Source organism: Photorhabdus australis DSM 17609 (assembly GCF_000711895.1).
Classification (GTDB): Bacteria; Pseudomonadota; Gammaproteobacteria; order Enterobacterales; family Enterobacteriaceae; genus Photorhabdus; species Photorhabdus australis.
The window spans coordinates 1-19,823 of the sequence record NZ_JONO01000051.1; the positions used below are offsets into that span (position 1 = coordinate 1).

Consider the following 19,823-nt stretch of genomic DNA (forward strand, 5'->3'; position numbering starts at 1 on the left):
GTGAAGGACTGGGCTTATATCAGCAATATTGAGTTACATTACCTTCCTCCCTACAGTCCCAATTTAAACCCGATAGAGCGATTATGGAAGGTCATGAATGAACAGGTTCGAAATAACCGTTATTTCGCTAATAAACAGGAATTTCGAGACAAAGTGTTCAAATTTTTCACTACAACGCTACCTGATATAGCGGACTCGCTGACATCGAGAATTAATGACCATTTTCAGGTGCTAAAAACTGCATCTTGAAGTTTCTTGGGTATATACCCTATGGATTTCAAAATGCATTACGGCGGTAAGGGAGCGAATTCCCGGGAGCATAGATAACTATGTGACCGGGGTGAGTGAGTGCAGCCAACAAAGAAGCAACTTGAAAGATGACGGGTATAGTAATTTACCTTTAGATGAAACTCCATGTTTATTATATGAAATAATCAATTAAAAAAATTACCAACATAAATAAGAGAATAAGAGAATAAGAGAATAAGAGAATAAGAGAATAAGAGAATAAGAGAATACCTATTTTACAATCATAAATATGACATAAACAATAACAACATAACATTATTAATTTTTTAAAGAATTATATTTAAGTTAAAATAAAGATATATTTTTTGTTATTTAAATAAAGATAAAATTTTAAATTTACTAAAAGAAAAATTAATTAATGCCCCGTATCTAAACAGGAAACAAAATATGCGCTACACTCATGCAGCGCGCCAAACTTATTATCAATCTCATTAGCGCATATCAGAAAGCAAAAATCTGATAGAACGCCAATAGCCAGACAATCACGAACGAAAATGCAGCCGCGATAATATCATCCAACATGATACCTAATCCACCGTGAACATAACGATCAAACCAGCGAATTGGCCACGGCTTCCACATATCAAAAATACGGAACACAATAAAACCAGTCAAAACCCACTGCCAGCTAATAACTGGAATTGCCATCAATGTGATCCACATACCGATAAATTCATCCCAAACAATACTACCATGGTCATGTACTTTCATATCATCAGAAGTACGCTGGCAAATCATTATCCCAAACAGCATCCCAACAATAATAGCCAGCCAGCAAATCCATTCTGGAAATTGCATCAGTAATAACCAAAATGGAATAGAAGCCACAGACCCCATTGTCCCCGGCATTATTGGCGATAGCCCACTACCAAAACCGGTAGCTAATAAATGCCAGGGATTACTCATCCGTAAACGACGTTTTGCTTCATCCATGAGTTTCCTCCTTAATAAAATGATCAAACCCTTTCAGATCCAATTTAATCTCTTTGTTATTGCTGTAGTAACGAATTCCTTCCGCTTCCGGCATAATCTGCCCGATACAACTAAAACTAGCCCCTGTATGAGACAAAGCAATTTCCAAAGCGCCGCGATTCCTTTCCGGGACGGTAAAACATAATTCATAGTCTTCCCCGCCACTCAAAGCCCACATCAAAGCCTGTTGTGGTTCAATATATTGGCTTATCACATCAGAGTAAGGAATCGCATCCAAATTTATTCTGGCCCCACATCGACTCGCTTTCAGGATGTGCCCCAGATCGGAAATCAATCCATCAGACAAATCAATTGCTGATGTTGCCAGTCCACGCAACGCCTGACCTTGCAAAACACGAGGTTGTGGCCTGAGATGACGTTGAATCAACCAATTACAGGATTCAGGATCAGCGAGCCGCAAGCGATTTTGTAACAGAGCCAAACCCGCTGCACTATCACCCAACGATCCACTCACATAAATCCAGTCGCCATTTTTTGCACCAGTACGTCGCAATGCCTTACCGGCGGGAACCAGGCCATGAATCGTCAACGTCAGGCTCATGGGGCCGCGGGTGGTATCACCACCGACAAGTTGCATACCATAATAATGCAGTTGTTCAAACAGGCTGTCACTAAACCGCCTCAGCCAATTCTCATCCACTTCAGGTAATGTTAATGCCAATGAAAGCCAGGCTGGATCGGCGCCGACAGCAGCCAGATCACTAAGATTCACAGCAAGAGATTTATAAGCCAAATCTTCAGGAGAAATACCAGGTAAGAAATGAATGCCTGAAACTAAGGTATCAGTACTAACAGCCAATTGCTGTTTATCGGCTAGCGTCATCAATGCACAGTCGTCACCAATACCAAGATTGACATCACGCCGATGAGTTACCTGCCGATCAAAATAACGTGCAATGAGGTCAAATTCGCCACATGCCATAATAAAATCCCAAAAAGTTACTGATGATTATGAACATAAGGCCGGGGATACCGGCCTTACAAATCATCGTCTACGGTGGGAAAAACCCGGCGAGCAGTTACTTTCTTTTCTTACGTACTGCTGGACCAGATTTATCCAGTACTCCGTTCACGAATTTGTGACTATCTTCGGCACCGAAGACTTTTGCCAATTCTATAGCTTCGTTAATAGCCACTTTATAAGGGACATCATCACGATAACTTAGTTCAAACATAGCAACACGCAAAATGGCTTTTTCTACCTGACCTAACTCTTCGAGCTGACGGGAAAGGTAAGGAGCCATCAAAGCATCCAGCTTAACTGCGTTCACAGCTACCCCTGACAGCAATTCACGAAAATAGGTTACGTCAACACCAGTGACGTCCTGCTCCGACAGAAACTGTAATTCAACATCAGCAATGTCATTGCCAGATAATTGCCATGAGTATATAGCCTGAACAGCGCACTCACGAGCACGACGACGAGCAGCAGGTTTCACAAGATTCCCCTTAATTAAAACTAAAATCAGCCTTTAATGGCATTAATTACATTGACCATTTCCAAGGCGGTTAATGCAGCTTCTGCACCCTTATTACCCGCCTTAGTCCCAGCACGCTCAATCGCCTGTTCAATGCTTTCTGTGGTAAGAACACCAAATGCCACTGGGATTTCACTGGTCATTGCCACATTAGACAGACCGGAGCTGCATTCACCAGCAACGTATTCAAAATGAGCGGTACCACCGCGGATAACTGTACCCAGCGCGACGACTGCATCATACTTTTTGGTTTCAACCAGCGTTTTCACCGTCAATGGTAATTCATAGGCACCGGGAACCCAGACAACAGTAATATTTTCCGAAGCAACCTGACCGATACGCTCAAGCGCATCTACTGCGCCGCCTAACAGACTGTCGTTAATGAAGTTGTTAAAACGTGCAATAGCAATCGCCACACGAGCTTGTGGAGCTGCAACAACACCTTTGATTACGTTCATAGCCTTCCTTTATCTGTTCATATCCGCAGGGGGGCGGATTCTATCATATTCTTTTGTTAGCCGCGCCTGCCGATTTAGCAACAAAGCATAAAAATGGGCTGACTAACCTACACTCATACATTTAATAATCAGTATACCGGCCGCAGGCGCAAACGAAGATCCGGCCCGACTTGCTGTATATCAAAAATGTCAAACTCTGGTGCCTTCACCAGACTTTTGAGTTCAGGAATAGTAAACAAACCACAAGCGGTATCACCCAACACTTTTGGCGCAACATAAAGAACCAGCTCATCCACCAACCCCAAAGTCAACAAGGCCCCAGCCAATAACGGACCACATTCTGCCCAAACAGTATTAATCTGACGTTTGCCCAATTGCATCATCAGTAACACTAAATCCACACCAGCACCATGAGCAGGCAGCAGTATCTGCTCCACATTTTCAGGCCAGTTACCTTCATCCGTTTTGGTTCGAGCCAACCAACAATGACCCGATTGTTGTACGACCTGATGATGCTGAGCAACGCGGTTCTGACTGTCAACAATGACACGCACTGGCTGACGAAGATTTTCCTCAGGATAAACCGCTTGAGTTTCTGCATCTAATTCGTTCCAGCGAACCGTCAGGTAAGGATCATCGGCCAGAACAGTGTTGCTGGAACTCAGAATAGCGCTACATTGAGCACGGAGTTTCTGCACATCATAACGAGACTGTGATGATGTAATCCATTTGCTTTCTCCGGAAGCCAGCGCTGTCCGTCCATCGAGAGAAGCGGCCATCTTCAGTTGAACATACGGGAACCCTGTACGCATCCGCTTCAGAAACCCTCTGTTAAGGGATTCCGCTTCTGTCATCATAAGTCCATGTTCTACTTCAATACCCGCCTGTTGCAGCTTATAAAGCCCTCTTCCCGCTACTTGTGGATTAGGGTCTTGCATCGCCGTAACTACACGGCTGACGCCAGCAGCAATCAAGGCATCAGCACAAGGAGGCGTTTTACCGTGATGACTGCATGGCTCAAGAGTGACATAAGCGGTTGAACCTTTGGCTTTATCTCCGGCCATCCGTAAAGCATGAACTTCAGCATGTGGACCACCAGAACGTAAATGAAAACCTTCCCCAACAATCTGTCCATCACGCACAATTACACAACCGACGTTAGGATTAGGTGATGTGGTAAAACATCCCTGACGCGCCAATTCAAGCGCACGCGCCATATATTTTTCATCTCTATTCACTAGCTTATTAATCCTGTAATTTAGCAATCTCTTCGCCAAATTCACGAATATCTTCAAAGCTGCGGTAGACGGAAGCAAAACGGATATAGGCGACTTTATCCAATTTCTTCAACTCATCCATTACCAAATTACCAATCATTTTAGATGGGATTTCCCGCTCACCGGTAGCACGTAACTGAGATTTAATATAGCTCATTGCCATTTCTACATCATCAGAGCTAACTGGGCGTTTCTCCAATGCTTTTTGCATACCACGCCGTAATTTTTCTTCATCGAATGGCTCCCGGATATCATCACTTTTAATTACTCTCGGCATGACCAACTCAGCCATTTCAAAAGTGGTGAATCGTTCATGACATTCAAGGCACTGACGTCGCCGACGCACCTGCGAGCCATCCCCAACCAAACGGGAGTCAATCACTTTGGTATCAACAGCAGCACAAAATGGGCAATGCATATCGTTTCCTGATGGTTAATCCGAATTAAGTTTACAGTCTATCTTTAATCTGAACAAAAAACACCCTGCCAGCCAGATGCTCACAGGGTGTCTACAGCATCAAGCAAAATAATTAAGGCAATAAAGATGGCTGATCAGCCCCTTCCTTCTCAACCTTTTGCTGAATCATGTGCTCACGCTTCATACCCAGTTTCAACGCTAATGCGGAAGCAACATAGATAGAAGATATCGTACCGATAGAAACACCGATTAACATCGCCAGTGAGAACCCTTTCAGCATTGCACCACCGAAAATATACAACATCAGCACCACCAGTAAGGTTGTTGCAGAAGTCATAATGGTACGACTCAACGTTTGAGTCAGAGACACGTTCATAATTTCATACGACGTGCCACGGCGGATCTTACGGAAGTTTTCACGAATACGATCAGAAACCACGATACTGTCATTCAGCGAGTAACCAATAACGGACATCAGCGATGCCACAATTGTCAGGTCAATCTCAATATAGAACAACGACAGTACCCCTAGCGTGATGACGACGTCATGCGCAAGCGCGAGAACCGCACCCAATGCCAACCGCCATTCAAACCGGAATCCAACATAAATCAAGATACAGATAAGTGCCGACAGCAACGCCATGGCACCATTTTGAGCGAGTTCAGCACCGACACTCGGCCCAACAATTTCAACGCGATTTACATTCGCATCTTTATCAACGGTGTCATTGACGACCTTGATTACCCTTTTGCTCAGCTCTTCATTAGCCGCACCTGTAACCGGCGGCATACGAACCATCACGTCACGGCTGCTACCGAAGTTTTGCAATAGGGGATCTGCAAAACCCGCTTTCGCCAGGCTATCACGCATCTTATCCAGATCAGCAGGTTTACTGAGCTTAATTTCGATTACCGTACCACCGGTAAAATCCAATCCCCAGTTAAAACCTCGAGTTGCCATCACAAAAATAGAAGCCACCAATAGCAGCAACGAAATTCCGAAAGCAACGTTGTCCCAGCGCATAAAGTCGTGGACTTTACGACCGTAGTTCAATTGTTCAACAGTATAATCCTGTGCCACAACGAGCTCCTTAAATTGACAGCTTCTTAATACGCTTACCGCCATATAGCAGGTTCACGATAGCCCGCGTACCAACAATAGCAGTGAACATAGAAGTGGCGACACCAATTGACGTTGTTATCGCAAAGCCTTTAATTGACCCTGTACCAACGGCGTAAAGAATGACAGCAGTAATCAGCGTAGTCAGGTTAGCATCGACAATACTGGAGAATGCTCCTTTATAACCTTCATGTATCGCTTGCTGTATAGTACGACCATTACGCAATTCTTCTTTAATACGCTCGTTTATCAATACGTTAGCATCAACCGCCACCGCCAACGTCAGAACAATCCCTGCAATTCCCGGCATAGTCAACGTAGCCCCCGGTAATAGGGACATCACACCAACAATCAGTATCAGGTTCGCCAACAGTGCGCTACTCGCAATCAAACCAAATTTGCGATAGTAAATCACCATAAACAAGATTGATGCGATTAATCCCCACAAGCAGGCTTCCAAACCTTGCTCAATGTTTTGCAAGCCAAGAGTTGGTCCTATAGTACGTTCTTCCACAATCTGAATCGGTGCAATCAAAGCACCTGCGCGCAGCAGTAAAGATAACTGACGGGCTTCAGTTGCATTAGAAATACCAGTAATACGGAAATTATTCCCCAAACGGGTCTGGATATTAGCAATGTTAATCACTTCTTCATTTTTGACTAACACAGCCCGGCCATTAGCATCTTTCTTACCGCTGTCTTTATATTCCACAAACAGCGTTGCCATTGGTTTACCAACATTGTCTTTGGTGAAATTAGACATCGCTGAACCACCAGCACTGTCCAGTGAAATATTCACCTCTGGCTGACCGTATTCATCCGTACCAGAGGTCGAATCTGTAATGTGATCACCAGTCAGAATAACACGCTTATATAACACAACCGGATTACCATCGCGGGTGTTTTTCACCTCAGAATCACCCGGTACACGGCCTGACGCAGCCGCTGTAGCATCAACGCTGGAATTAACTAAGCGGAATTCCAATGTCGCTGTCGCACCAAGAATTTCTTTAGCGCGGGCAGTATCCTGAATACCCGGTAACTCAACCACGATACGATCTGAGCCTTGACGCTGAACCAAAGGTTCAGCAACACCCAGTTGGTTAACACGGTTACGCAGAATGGTAATGTTCTGTTGCACAGCATAAGAACGGGCTTCGCGCTGACGATCATCACTCATCACCGCTTTCAGGGTATTGTTTACTCCAACACTGAGCACTAAATCACGGTGACGACCAGTAAGATAGCTCTCCGCATCAGAGCGAGCTTTTTCATCACGGAAGCGAATTTCTACACCATAATTATCAGTTTTGCGGATAGTGGAGTAAGGAACGCCTTTTTCGCGTAAATCAGTACGCAGGCCATCAATATTCTGCTCTTGCAGTTTACCTAACGCAGTCTCCATATCCACCTCCATCAGGAAGTGCACACCACCACGCAGGTCAAGGCCCAGCTTCATTGGCTCTGCGCCAAGCTTACTCAGCCAGGTTGGCGTTGCTGGCGCCAGGTTCAATGCCACCACATATTGATCGCCCAATGCGGACATCAATATTTCACGGGCACGGAGCTGAATATCAGGATTATTGAAACGAGCAAGAATTGCACCATTTTCCAGCACAATAGATTTACTCGTGATTTGATCTTTCTCTAAAACATTACGGACTTGGTCCAGCGTTCGCTCACTGGCGGCAATGCCTCGCGCGCCAGTGATTTGTACAGCCGGATCCTCACCATAAAGGTTGGGAAGTGCATAAAGCAAACCGATGAGGATCGCAGCGATCAGCATCAGATACTTCCACAAAGGATAACGGTTTAGCACGGCAGTTCCCTTCGGGAAAATCAGAAATTACAGAGCTTTCATTGTACCTTTCGGTAAAACGGCAGCGACGAAATCACGTTTAATGGTCACTTCAGTAGTATCATTCAGCGCCACAACAATATAACCCGTGTCAGCAACTTTTGTGACACGACCAATTAAACCACCATTGGTCAGAACTTCATCACCTTTGGAAATGGAATCCATCAGTTTTTTATGTTCCTTGGTACGTTTCTGTTGTGGACGCAGAATCATGAAGTAGAAGATCAAACCGAAAACAACCAGCATAATGATCAAAGAATATGGATTTCCCTGAGCCGGTGCGCCAGCAGATGCCGCTGCTTCAGAAATAAAAAAACTCATTAAACTTCCCTCATTGTTATCAAAATCGATAGTAATCAAAAACCAGCCGCAATATGCTATACACACCGAAACCAGTCAATCACTACTAACTGCCTATCCCATTAACTATTTATGCAACACTTCTACCGATTGGGACAGGTTACAAGTCAAACATTCAATAGCGGAACTGGTTTACCAATCCGCTGATAAAAATCTTCAACAAACTGCTCAAGATTACCTTCTTCGATGGCTTGACGAAGCCCAGCCATCAAGCGCTGATAATACCGCAAATTATGGATAGTATTCAGCCTTGCACCGAGGATTTCGTTACAACGATCAAGATGATGCAAATACGCACGGCTATAATTCCGGCAAGTATAGCAATCACACTGTTCATCTAACGGTGAAGTATCTTCCTTATGCTTGGCATTACGAATTTTAATGACACCCTCTGTAACAAAAAGATGACCATTACGAGCATTACGGGTTGGCATTACGCAATCGAACATATCAATGCCACGACGAACCCCTTCAACCAAATCTTCTGGTTTCCCTACCCCCATCAGATAACGCGGCTTATCCTGAGGGATTTGCGGACAAATATGCTCAAGAATACGATGCATATCTTCTTTCGGCTCTCCTACCGCTAAACCGCCTACAGCGTACCCATCAAAGCCAATATCTACCAGACCTTTTACTGAAATGTCACGTAAATCTTCGTAAATACTACCCTGAATAATGCCAAACAAAGCATTCTTATTCTGTAATTCATCAAAACGTTTACGACTACGAGCCGCCCAACGTAAAGACATTTCCATCGAACGTTTCGCATAATCCCAGTCAGCAGGATATGGCGTACATTCATCAAAAATCATGACAATATCGGAACCCAAGTCATATTGGATTTCCATCGATTTTTCCGGGCTGAGGAAAACCGGGGTACCATTAATTGGGTTACGAAAGTGTACACCTTCCTCTTTAATTTTACGCATTGCGCCAAGGCTAAATACCTGGAAACCACCTGAATCTGTCAGGATTGGACCATGCCATTGCATAAATCCATGCAGATCACCATGCAGCTTCATTATTTCCTGGCCAGGACGCAGCCACAGATGAAACGTATTGCCAAGCAGGATTTGCGCGCCCGTTTCTTTCACTTCTTCCGGCGTCATCCCTTTTACTGTGCCATAAGTACCAACAGGCATAAATGCCGGAGTTTCTACAACTCCACGCTCAAAAACCAAGCGACCTCGACGGGCTTGACCATCGGTAGTGTGTAATTCAAATTTCACTTAACCTCCAGGCACCAGATAAACAGTCTGATGCTGTGACTTAAAAAACGTTTGAAACCAGAGCAGAGTTGACATTTGATAAACAGAGGCTCCCACCAAACGATATCCAGAAATATCTTTCTCAAGAATTCTCAACGACACACTCCTGTTAATTTCATACATTATTACAATGAATTAAGAAATTATTTCCTCAAAAGCCAATGGATTACGATGAATAAACATGGCATCACCATAGCTAAAGAAACGGTATTTTTCTGCAACTGCCTCTTTATAAGCATTCATCGTATTTTTATAACCCGCAAATGCAGAAACCAACATGATAAGCGTCGATTCCGGCAAATGGAAATTAGTAATCAAAGCATCAACAATCTGATATTCAAAACCTGGATAAATAAAAATCCGTGTATCATCAAAAAATGGCGCAATTAATCCATCTTTACAAGCTGTTGCGGCACTTTCCAAAGAACGGACTGAAGTTGTGCCGACAGCAACAACTTTATTACCTCGCGCTTTACATGCCAGAACAGCATCAACCACATTCTGGGGTACCTCAGCATATTCAGCATGCATAACATGGTCTTCGATAGTTTCTACACGTACTGGCTGGAAAGTACCTGCGCCTACATGCAATGTCACAAAAACCATCTCCACGCCTTTTTCACGCAAAGCTTCCAATAATGGCTCATCAAAATGAAGCCCCGCCGTTGGCGCCGCTACTGCACCAGGACGTTCACTGTATACCGTCTGATATAGTTCGCGATCCGCCTCTTCATCAGGGCGATCAATATAGGGAGGCAAAGGCATATGACCAACATCATCCAGAATGGACAGCACATCACGTTCATCATCAAAACGTATTTCGAACAGGGTATCATGGCGTGCCAACATGGTTGCTTTAATACTCTCATTATCTCCCAGCAGCAGCTCAGTTCCCTCTTTCGGCGCTTTGGAAGCACGAACATGGGCAAGTACTCGCTTATCATCCAGAATTCGTTCAACCAGAATTTCCAGCTTACCGCCAGTGGACTTTCGGCCAAAAATACGCGCCGGTATTACCCGGGTATTATTGAAAACCAGCAAATCTCCAGTATTCAGTTTATTGATAACATCCGTAAAAACACCATGCGTTAACGCTCCTGTTTCTCCATCAAGAGAAAGCAGACGGCAGCCACTGCGTTGTGGTTGAGGATAACGAGCAATCATTTCGTCAGGAAGTTCAAAAGTAAAATCGGAGACACGCATTATATTTAATCATTCAGAAAAACAAGCGGACTAGTCTAGTGCCACAATTCTGAGGGTGCAACAAATAAGCACATAACTTCTCTGATTTATATTATAATTACCGGATGAATTTTCTTGCTCACCTTCATTTAGCTACTCTGGCTGAAAGCTCCCTGTTAGGGAATTTAATGGCGGACTTTGTTCGCGGTAATCCAGAGGGACAATACGATGCCGATGTAGCTGCTGGTATTCGCATGCATCGACGTGTTGACGTCTTAACAGATACTCACCCATTGGTTATTCAAGCACGTCATTTGTTCAGTGCTCCATATCGACGGGTCGCTCCAATTACTTTGGACATTATCTGGGATCACTTCCTTTCCCTGCATTGGAATAAATTGGTACCTACTTACTCATTACCAACATTTATTCACCACGCCCGCAATCAGATAGAACCCCATCTTTATAAAACCCCAGAAAGATTTCAGGAACTGAATGAATTTTTATGGCCACAAAACTGGCTGATCCGCTATGCAGATCTTGCGTTCATCGCAAATGTATTAACAGGAATGGCTCGAAGACATCCCAGGTTATCAGCCTTATCTGGGTCATTTCAGGATATAGAGCAACATTACCCTGATTTAGAATCACTATTCTGGCAATTTTATCCCTATATGATGAATAAAGCAGAAAATAAAGGTTTCTACTGCCCAGTTCAATAAACCGACTTTACCTGGACATTGCTCAGGTTGGCCCTATACCAAACAAAATAGCCTAATGAGATGACCTTTTAATATGAATCCAGCTAAACCTTTACAAAAATATCCCTATTTTCTTAAGGTAAAGAAAATAAAAATAAGGTATTGATAGGTAAAATCTATTGCAAAAATTAGTATTTTTTCCTTTATTGGTGTACGCTAATTCCTTATTCTATATCCAATTTTTACACAAACCCCGATCAAAATTACAGGAGTAAATTATGGTTCTGGTAACCCGTCCAGCCCCCGACTTTACAGCAGCAGCTGTTCTCGGTAATGGCGAAATCGTTGAAAATTTCAACCTGAAAAATCATCTGAACGGTAAACCTGCCGTTATCTTCTTCTGGCCGATGGACTTCACTTTCGTATGTCCTTCTGAACTGATCGCATTCGACCATCGCTACGAAGAATTTAAAAAACGTGGTGTTGAAGTCGTTGGTGTTTCTTTTGATTCTGCATTCGTTCACAACGCCTGGCGTAAAACCTCTATCGAAAAGGGCGGTATTGGCGAAGTTAAATATGCTATGGTTGCTGATATTAAACGCGAAATTCAAAAATCCTACGGTATTGAGCACCCAGATGCAGGCGTAGCTCTGCGTGGCTCTTTCCTGATAGACAAAAACGGTATTGTCCGTCACCAAGTTGTTAACGATCTGCCACTGGGTCGTAACATTGATGAAATGCTGCGTATGGTTGACGCACTGCAGTTCCACGAAGAACACGGCGATGTATGTCCTGCACAGTGGGAAAAAGGTAAAGAAGGTATGAGCGCTTCTCCAGACGGCGTAGCTAAATACCTGTCCCAAAACGCGTCTAAACTGTAATCTCAAGCATTACAACGACTCTAACCAGTTGGGTTTATCCCAGCTGGTTTTTTTATCCCTGAAATTCCTTGTTTTGCCACTTTGCGCACAAAAATCAACACGCCTGATTACTATCACAGCTCTATAATTTAAATTTACAAATGATTAACACTTTAATCAGTGTAAATAAAACCAACATTTCCACTTATAAAAATAACCCCACAAAATGACAAGAGTTCACAATATGTTCAAAACATGGAAAACACCACTAACTATAATAGCTTTACTCATCTCTCCTCATCTTTATGCAGCTTCAGAACCCGCCGTTGAAGCTAAAAATGGCATGGTTGTCTCAGCGCAACATCTTGCTTCACAAGTTGGTGTGGATATTCTCAAGATAGGTGGAAATGCAATTGATGCAGCTGTTGCTGTTGGTTATGCTCAAGCCGTCGTCAACCCATGCTGTGGCAATATCGGCGGCGGTGGCTTTATGACAATTCATTTAGCTGATGGCACTGATACCTTTATTAATTTCCGTGAAACTGCGCCAAGTGCAGCAAGCGCAAATATGTATCTGGATAAAGCAGGCAATGTTATTAAAGGCGCCAGCTTATACGGCTATCTGTCAGTCGGTGTGCCGGGAACAGTCATGGGTCTGGATAGCGTCCTAAAAAAATATGGCAAACTAAGCCGTAAACAGGTCATGGCACCCGCAATTAAGCTAGCGCGTGAAGGTTTTATACTGACCCGCGCAGACACCGATATTCTGGACACTACCATTGAACGCTTCCGCAAAGATCCAGAAGCGGCCCGCATTTTCCTACATAAAGATGGTTCACCTTATCAACCAGGCGATAGACTGGTACAAACCGATTTAGCGAATACACTGGAGTTAATTGCCAAAAAAGGTCAGGAAGCTTTCTATCATGGAGATATTTCTAAATTAGTCGCAGAAGCGGCTAAAAAATCAGGCGGTATCATTACCGAAGCTGATTTTGCCAATTATAAAATCTCAGAAACCACACCAATCACCTGTAGCTATCGTGGTTATAAATTTATATCTTCACCTCCACCAAGTTCAGGAGGAGTAACAATGTGTGAAACACTGAATATTCTGGAAGGCTATAACCTCAAAGAAATGGGATTCAATTCTGCTGATTATGTTCACACCCTGACTGAAGCAATGCGTCATGCCTATATGGATAGAAATACCTACCTTGGCGATCCAGAATTTATTAAAAACCCAATCGATCGCTTATTGAGTAAGAGCTATGCTGAATCTTTACGCAAAAATATAAAACCGGGGGAAGCAACAAGATCAGAAAACGTTCAGCCCGGTGTTGGACCACATGAGAAACTAGAAACCACACACTACTCAATTGTAGATAGCGAAGGTAATGCAGTTTCAACCACCTATACCATTAATGGACTGTTTGGGGCAGTTGTTATCGCACCAGGAACAGGTTTCTTCCTTAATGATGAAATGGACGATTTTACGACTAAAATTGGCGAGAAGAATCTGTATGGGCTTGTTCAGGGAGCAACGAACTCCATTGCCCCTGGTAAGCGCCCACTATCATCAATGAGTCCGACACTTGTCACTAAAGACAATAAGATATTCCTTGTACTAGGCTCCCCAGGTGGCTCTCGTATTATCTCCATAACCCTGCAAGCGGCTCTAAATATCATCGAACATGGTATGCAACCTCAAGAAGCCGTTAACAGCCCACGTATTCATCATCAATGGTTACCAGATGAAGTGTATTATGAACAACGTGGTCTTTCTAAAGATTCACTGAATCTACTAGAAAAAATGGGATATAAGATGGTGGAACAAACACCATGGGGCGCCGCTGAGGTGATTATGGTTGGTTTGCCGAAAGCTGCTACTTCAAATGCCGATTCTTCAGGTAACGATGCAGCCGTATCGGGTCAGGTGCGTGAAAAACATTTCTATGGCGCCAATGATGTTAGACGTCCAGCAGGTGCTGCTATTGGTTACTAATGACCAATAATTCAGGAAACAAGCAATCCATGTAAGAGAAAAAATTTCAAAATACCGGGATGGGATACCCTTTTCTCAGTAATCCCATCCCATACTTTCCTTAAACGTCTGACCGTAGTAAACAGTCAGATAAAGCAGTTCATCATTGATGAATTTGACTCTCGCGTGCACCAGAACGTCCCAGAACACGATCATAAATACCAAACATAACTAGAACCAATAGGGATGGTGCTAACCAAGCCAACCCTTGATCAGCCAACGGTAAACGCGTTGCCCAATCTGGCAATAAGTGTACCAGCATTTCAGATGACTTGATGGCATCTAAAATACCAAACAACAGGCTAATTAACATAACTGGAGCAAGAATACGGGTGAAATTATTCCACCAGCCTAAAGTGAAGCTCAGTACAATCAGAACGATACACGGCGGATAAATAGCAGTCAGTACTGGTATAGAAACCTTAATCAAATAACTCAAACCAAGGTTAGAAGCCAGCATGGAAAACACCCCAAGAATCAGCACCAGTGAACGATAAGACAGGGGCAAGTAACGGCTGAAAAACTCAGCACACGCACAAGTTAACCCAACTGCCGTCACCATACAGGCGACAAAAATCAGCACAGCCAGGAAAATACTGCCCACACCACCAAACGTATGCTGAACATAAGCATGCAAAATTACAGCGCCATTTTCTGCATGAGGAACTAATGAGCCAATACCCGAACCCAGTTTAAACAGAGACAGATAAACCAGCACCAGACCAATTCCGGCAATCAATCCTGCCCACATCGCATAACGAGTCAATAATGAAGATGAAGCAACACCTCTTGAACGCGCTGCATTAACAATAACGATACCAAATACCATAGCTCCCAAGGTATCCATCGTCAGATAACCATTAACGAAGCCACTAGAGAATGGAATTTGCTGATAAATATCAATTGCAGGAATTGAACTACCCGCTGGCCAAAGTAAAGCAGCAACACCAAGTATGCCTAGCGCTAACATTTTAATTGGTGCTAGCACATGCCCAACCGTATCAAGTAAACGGCCTGGATAAAGCGAGATAGCAATCACCAAAGTAAAATAGATTAGACTGTAAATAAAAAGCGGTAATTCACCTGAACCGGTAAGAGGAGCAATCCCCACTTCAAAAGAGACCGTTGCAGTACGTGGAGTTGCAAATAAAGGACCAACAGCCAGATAACACACCGTAGCAAGCAACAAACCAGCTGCTTTACCAATTGGTGAACTCAGCTCTTCAATACCTCCGCCTACTTTTGCCAACGCGATGATTGTAATTACTGGTAAACCAACCGCAGTCGTTAGAAAGCCTAATGCCGCCAACCAAACATATTCACCCGATTGTAATCCCACCATAGGCGGAAAAATAATATTTCCCGCTCCCACAAACAGGGCAAAAGTCATAAACCCTAATGCCCAAATATCCTTAGATGATAAACGATGTGTCATAATGATTATTAATGTTTTTTTACCATTTTAACGGTTTGAATAGTACAAATATCACCAATAGTTAGGCATATAATTGGCAATATTGAACCCTAATTTAACGATTTATTATCGAAATAATATGCACTGGTATCTGTAAATGCAGAATTATAGTGACTATTATAGACAGAATTACCAGCAACTGCCCACAAGTAAAACTTTTATAGTGCCAGAAGGCAATAGATAAACCAAAATGCAGAACTATATACCACACTCTTTTTCAAATTCAGTGATTGCTGTTAGCTATCATTGAATACACACTATATGATTTGCGTTTTTTTTAACCTGTAAAGTTAATAATTAATTGCAGAGATTAATTATTACTTTTAATCAAACCACCCTTATCTCTTTTACTGGTTATTTTTGTCGATACAATCAACCCTAATGGTAAAGTAAAACTGAAGACCGCACCTTTCCCTATTTCACTGGAGACTTCAAGATGAGAATGATGATGATGTAAAGCATGTTTAACAATCGCAAGACCAAGACCACTTCCTCCTGTTTGTCTGGAACGAGCCTTATCTACCCTATAGAAACGTTCAGTCAAACGAGGCAAATGTTCAGCACTGATACCCTGTCCATTATCCTTCACTATGAACTCAGCACCATGGGAATTCTTTTTCCAACTGACATCAATCTGAGTCCCTTTCGGGGTATGGTTAACAGCGTTGTAGACCAGATTCGACATTGCACTACGTAGCTGATCTTCATTACCAAAAACTTTTAATTCTTCACTAATATCGAAATGAATTTTATAGCATTCATCACCAAGCGCCGTTGCTTCCTGACGCAACACCTTAAGCATTAAAGGCACATCAACTATTTCATTCAGATCAATCTGAGGCGCGACTTCGATTTTAGACAACTGTAATAATTGCCTCACCAGGCTGTCCATCCTCCGGGTTTGCTCCTGCATGGTATTTAACATTTTCTTATTCAGCGAACCATGCTCATCCTGATCCTGCATCATTTCCAAATAACCCTGCAACACAGTCAGAGGAGTACGCATTTCATGGCTGACATTTGCAAAAAAATCACGGCGAGCATTTTCTAGTGTTCGTTTCTGCGTGACATCTCTGGCAACCATTAATAATTGCCCCTCAGAGTAAGGCATAACCCGGAATTCAACAGTGAAGCCATTATTTAATTCTATCGATAACGGACGTGAGAAATCCCTGGAAAGTACATATCGGTTAAAATCAGGATAGCGGAGTAAATTAAAAATATGCTGCCCATTGTCTTCAGGCCAACGGAAACCAAGTAAATGTTGTGCTAAGCGGTTACACCAAAAAATGTTACCCTCAGTTGTCATCATAACAATAGCATCTGGCAATGACTCAGCACCACTGCGAAAACGTTTGATCAAAAGAGCCAGTTCACGGCGTCGTTTCCGATTTCGTTGCTGCATCTGGTAAATACCATAGAAAATAGGTTCCCACCCTCCTCTTCCCGAAGGTGGCAACATACTGCGATCCAACCATAACCAATCCGAAAGTTTCAATAAGTTATAGCCATGCCATATCAGCACCAAAAATACCGAAGCGAATAAACACCAAGCTAAGTGCCCAATAAACATCGATAAAATTAAAGCAGGTAGACAGAAAAGAAACAGTTCTGAAATCAGCTTCTTCCAGGATAAACGTTCTAACACGTCAGGTTCTCCGGTGCACGGACTCAGTAACGGATAGAAAAACGATAACCAGTACCGCGAACAGTCTGCACCATTTTATCATGGCCGCCGATTTCTAAGACTTTACGCAAACGACGAATATGCACATCAACAGTTCTATCTTCGACATAAACATTTGTTCCCCAAACATAATTGAGCAACTGTTCACGACTATAGACCCGTTCTGGATGAGTCATAAAGAAGTGAAGTAACTTAAATTCAGTCGGCCCCATATCCAGTACTTGCTCCTGGCTAGTCACTCGATGAGAAGTTGTATTCAAACTCAAGCCATTCATTTCAATGACATCTTCTATCATCATGGGTGAAATACGCCGCAATACTGCTTTAACTCTGGCAACCAGCTCTTTGGGAGAGAACGGCTTGGTTATATAATCGTCTGCCCCAATTTCCAGACCACGGACCCGATCTTCCTCTTCACCACGGGCCGTCAACATCATCACCGGAATATCCCGGACATTACTATCTCGTTTCATTTGCTTGATTATCTGCAAACCAGAACCACCAGGGATCATCCAATCCAGTAACACCAAATCAGGGTAGGGTTCAGATAAACATGCCAGCGCGGAATCATAATCCTCCGCTTCCACTGGCTGATATCCATTCTTTTCCAATACAAAACAAACCATCTCACGGATTGGAGTTTCATCTTCAACTACCAGAATACGTCTTGTCATGGTCAATCCTGTTAATCTGTTGAGATATACCCGTTATCTTTCAAGTTGCCTCTTTGTTGGCTGCACTCGCTCACCCCGGTCACCTAGTTATCTATGCTCCCGGGGATTCACTCCCTTGCCGTCGCGATGCATCTTGAAATCTATTGGGTATGAGCACCACTTAATTTTAAAAAGTATTATGCGTCAGTTTTATGACAGATTTATGAAATCCTGCCTCCGTTATCCCTCACCTGCAATCTATTTCGCAATAATTAATTTAACAATTTTCATATTTCATAATGAAATGGGAAGCGGATCGGAGATATATTCACGAGATCAGATTTAAGAATGATATCCAGATTACAGTCGTTATAATCAACGTTCACTTTAACGAATTGCGGGGAATTATGCGTATTATTCACACCTCTGACTGGCATCTTGGCCAATATTTTTTTACAAAAAGCCGAGCCGCTGAACATAAACATTTTCTGCATTGGCTGATTGAACAGATTAAAAATTATCAGGTCGATGCATTGATTGTTGCCGGAGATGTGTTTGATACCGGCTCACCACCCAGCTACGCCCGTGAATTGTACAATCGCTTTGTTGTTGAACTGCAACCTACTGGCTGTCAGTTAATTATCCTTGGAGGTAATCATGACTCAGTAGCAACGTTGAATGAATCAAAGGAACTACTTTCCTGCCTGAATACCACCGTTATTGCTAATGCTGAAGAAGATCCACAAAAACAGATAAAAATACTCAACACTCAGGAAGGCAATGCCGGGGCAATCCTCTGTGCAATCCCTTTTCTGCGACCAAGGGATATTATGACTAGCCAGGCAGGTCAGTCAGGCGAACAAAAACAGCTGGCATTACAGGAAGCCATTGCAGAACACTATAACCAACTATACCGGCAAGCCTGCGAATTACGTGATCAACTAAATATCCCCTTGCCTGTCATTGCTACCGGGCATCTGACCACTATTGGCGCCTCTGTCACCGATTCAGTCCGGGATATTTATATTGGTACACTTGATGCCTTCCCTGCGCAAGCTTTCCCGCCGGCAGACTATATTGCACTTGGACATATTCACCGGCCACAAATCGTCGCTAAATCTGAACATATCCGTTATAGCGGCTCCCCCATTCCACTCAGTTTTGATGAAGTAGGACAGGAGAAAAGTCTCTGTTTAGTGGAATTTGCTCAAGGCAAACTGGAATCCATTAAACTTTTACCCGTTCCTCAATATCAGCCTATGCAACTTATCAGAGGCAACCTGCAACAAATTGAACAACAGTTACAAACTTTTAATGATTATCAAGGTAAACAACCTGTTTGGCTGGATATTGAAGTTGCAACGCAAGATTACCTCCATGATATCCAAAAACGGATTCAACTAATGGTTGCAGAACTTCCGGTAGAAGTCATTCTGTTACGGCGAGCTAAAATACAACGACAAAATATTCTGACAAAAGAAAATAGAGAAACCCTAACAGAACTCAGCGTTAACGAAGTTTTTGCCCGGCGGCTTAAGCAAACAGAACTTAATGATGAAGAACACAAAAAACGTCTGACCACTCTTTTCGAACAAACACTGAATGAAATCTATGACCCAATAGATTTCAAGATGCATCGCGACGGCAAGGGAGCATAGATAACTAGGTGACTGGGGTAAG

General features: G+C 43.1%; 19 protein-coding genes. 5 read left to right on the forward strand and 14 right to left on the reverse strand.

Translation table 11 applies throughout. The features are described 5' to 3' along the window. A partial coding sequence (locus BO26_RS14345; RefSeq protein ID WP_201771279.1) for a transposase occupies window positions 1–249 on the forward strand: 249 nt, incomplete at its 5' end. 501 nt (window positions 250–750) lie between these two features. Here the strand turns inward: BO26_RS14345 and pgpA are convergent. The 11 genes from pgpA to queA form a co-directional block, all read right to left on the reverse strand. Next, window positions 751–1,242, reverse strand: coding sequence for a phosphatidylglycerophosphatase A (gene pgpA / locus BO26_RS14350; protein ID WP_036772466.1), 492 nt, complete (start codon window positions 1,240–1,242; stop codon window positions 751–753). Further along, on the reverse strand, window positions 1,235–2,224 hold the full coding sequence (gene thiL / locus BO26_RS14355; RefSeq protein WP_036772467.1) for a thiamine-phosphate kinase: 990 nt from the start codon (window positions 2,222–2,224) through the stop codon (window positions 1,235–1,237). The genes pgpA and thiL overlap by 8 nt, the downstream gene beginning before the upstream one ends. Window positions 2,225–2,321: 97 nt before the next feature. After that, window positions 2,322–2,741 carry a transcription antitermination factor NusB gene (gene nusB / locus BO26_RS14360; RefSeq protein ID WP_036772468.1) on the reverse strand — a complete coding sequence of 140 codons (420 nt, stop codon included), beginning with the start codon at window positions 2,739–2,741 and terminating at the stop codon, window positions 2,322–2,324. Between the two features lie 26 nt (window positions 2,742–2,767). After that, complete coding sequence (ribH, locus tag BO26_RS14365) at window positions 2,768–3,238, reverse strand: 6,7-dimethyl-8-ribityllumazine synthase (RefSeq protein ID WP_036772469.1); 471 nt, start codon at window positions 3,236–3,238, stop codon at window positions 2,768–2,770. A 128-nt stretch (window positions 3,239–3,366) separates the two neighbouring features. Next, a complete protein-coding gene (ribD, locus tag BO26_RS14370; protein WP_201771280.1) occupies window positions 3,367–4,476 on the reverse strand; it encodes a bifunctional diaminohydroxyphosphoribosylaminopyrimidine deaminase/5-amino-6-(5-phosphoribosylamino)uracil reductase RibD in 1,110 nt (369 codons plus the stop codon). A gap of 7 nt (window positions 4,477–4,483) precedes the next feature. After that, window positions 4,484–4,933, reverse strand: a complete 450-nt coding sequence (nrdR, locus tag BO26_RS14375) for a transcriptional regulator NrdR (protein ID WP_036772470.1) — start codon at window positions 4,931–4,933, stop codon at window positions 4,484–4,486. Between the two features lie 112 nt (window positions 4,934–5,045). Continuing rightward, on the reverse strand, window positions 5,046–6,014 hold the full coding sequence (gene secF / locus BO26_RS14380; RefSeq protein WP_036772471.1) for a protein translocase subunit SecF: 969 nt from the start codon (window positions 6,012–6,014) through the stop codon (window positions 5,046–5,048). Between the two features lie 10 nt (window positions 6,015–6,024). After that, complete coding sequence (gene secD / locus BO26_RS14385; RefSeq protein WP_072023270.1) at window positions 6,025–7,872, reverse strand: protein translocase subunit SecD; 1,848 nt, start codon at window positions 7,870–7,872, stop codon at window positions 6,025–6,027. A 27-nt stretch (window positions 7,873–7,899) separates the two neighbouring features. Then, window positions 7,900–8,232, reverse strand: a complete 333-nt coding sequence (gene yajC, locus BO26_RS14390) for a preprotein translocase subunit YajC (RefSeq protein ID WP_036772475.1) — start codon at window positions 8,230–8,232, stop codon at window positions 7,900–7,902. Window positions 8,233–8,378: 146 nt separating this feature from the next. Further along, window positions 8,379–9,503 (reverse strand): tRNA guanosine(34) transglycosylase Tgt, encoded by a 1,125-nt coding sequence (gene tgt / locus BO26_RS14395; RefSeq protein ID WP_036772476.1) that lies wholly within the window; start codon window positions 9,501–9,503, stop codon window positions 8,379–8,381. A gap of 174 nt (window positions 9,504–9,677) precedes the next feature. Further along, the gene (queA, locus tag BO26_RS14400) at window positions 9,678–10,745 is read right to left on the reverse strand and encodes a tRNA preQ1(34) S-adenosylmethionine ribosyltransferase-isomerase QueA (protein WP_036772478.1); all 1,068 of its coding nucleotides are present in this window, start codon (window positions 10,743–10,745) and stop codon (window positions 9,678–9,680) included. Between the two features lie 104 nt (window positions 10,746–10,849). Between queA and BO26_RS14405 the strand changes: the two genes are divergently transcribed. The 3 genes from BO26_RS14405 to ggt all read left to right on the forward strand — a co-directional run bounded on the left by BO26_RS14405 (window position 10,850) and on the right by ggt (window position 14,290). Further along, window positions 10,850–11,446 (forward strand): acyl carrier protein phosphodiesterase, encoded by a 597-nt coding sequence (locus tag BO26_RS14405; RefSeq protein ID WP_036772480.1) that lies wholly within the window; start codon window positions 10,850–10,852, stop codon window positions 11,444–11,446. 257 nt (window positions 11,447–11,703) lie between these two features. Beyond that, on the forward strand, window positions 11,704–12,306 hold the full coding sequence (locus BO26_RS14410; protein WP_036772482.1) for a peroxiredoxin C: 603 nt from the start codon (window positions 11,704–11,706) through the stop codon (window positions 12,304–12,306). A gap of 223 nt (window positions 12,307–12,529) precedes the next feature. Next, window positions 12,530–14,290: a gamma-glutamyltransferase gene (ggt, locus tag BO26_RS14415; RefSeq protein ID WP_036772484.1), complete on the forward strand. Its 1,761-nt coding sequence runs from the start codon at window positions 12,530–12,532 to the stop codon at window positions 14,288–14,290. Between the two features lie 142 nt (window positions 14,291–14,432). Here the strand turns inward: ggt and brnQ are convergent, their stop codons facing one another. The 3 genes from brnQ to phoB all read right to left on the reverse strand — a co-directional run bounded on the left by brnQ (window position 14,433) and on the right by phoB (window position 18,164). Next, window positions 14,433–15,764, reverse strand: a complete 1,332-nt coding sequence (gene brnQ, locus BO26_RS14420) for a branched-chain amino acid transport system II carrier protein (RefSeq protein WP_036772486.1) — start codon at window positions 15,762–15,764, stop codon at window positions 14,433–14,435. A 349-nt stretch (window positions 15,765–16,113) separates the two neighbouring features. After that, the gene (gene phoR / locus BO26_RS14425; protein WP_036772488.1) at window positions 16,114–17,451 is read right to left on the reverse strand and encodes a phosphate regulon sensor histidine kinase PhoR; all 1,338 of its coding nucleotides are present in this window, start codon (window positions 17,449–17,451) and stop codon (window positions 16,114–16,116) included. Window positions 17,452–17,474: 23 nt separating this feature from the next. Then, window positions 17,475–18,164: a phosphate regulon transcriptional regulator PhoB gene (gene phoB, locus BO26_RS14430; protein ID WP_036772489.1), complete on the reverse strand. Its 690-nt coding sequence runs from the start codon at window positions 18,162–18,164 to the stop codon at window positions 17,475–17,477. A 386-nt stretch (window positions 18,165–18,550) separates the two neighbouring features. Between phoB and sbcD the strand changes: the two genes are divergently transcribed. Beyond that, the gene (gene sbcD / locus BO26_RS14435) at window positions 18,551–19,801 is read left to right on the forward strand and encodes an exonuclease subunit SbcD (protein ID WP_036772492.1); all 1,251 of its coding nucleotides are present in this window, start codon (window positions 18,551–18,553) and stop codon (window positions 19,799–19,801) included. Window positions 19,802–19,823 lie beyond the last annotated feature (22 nt).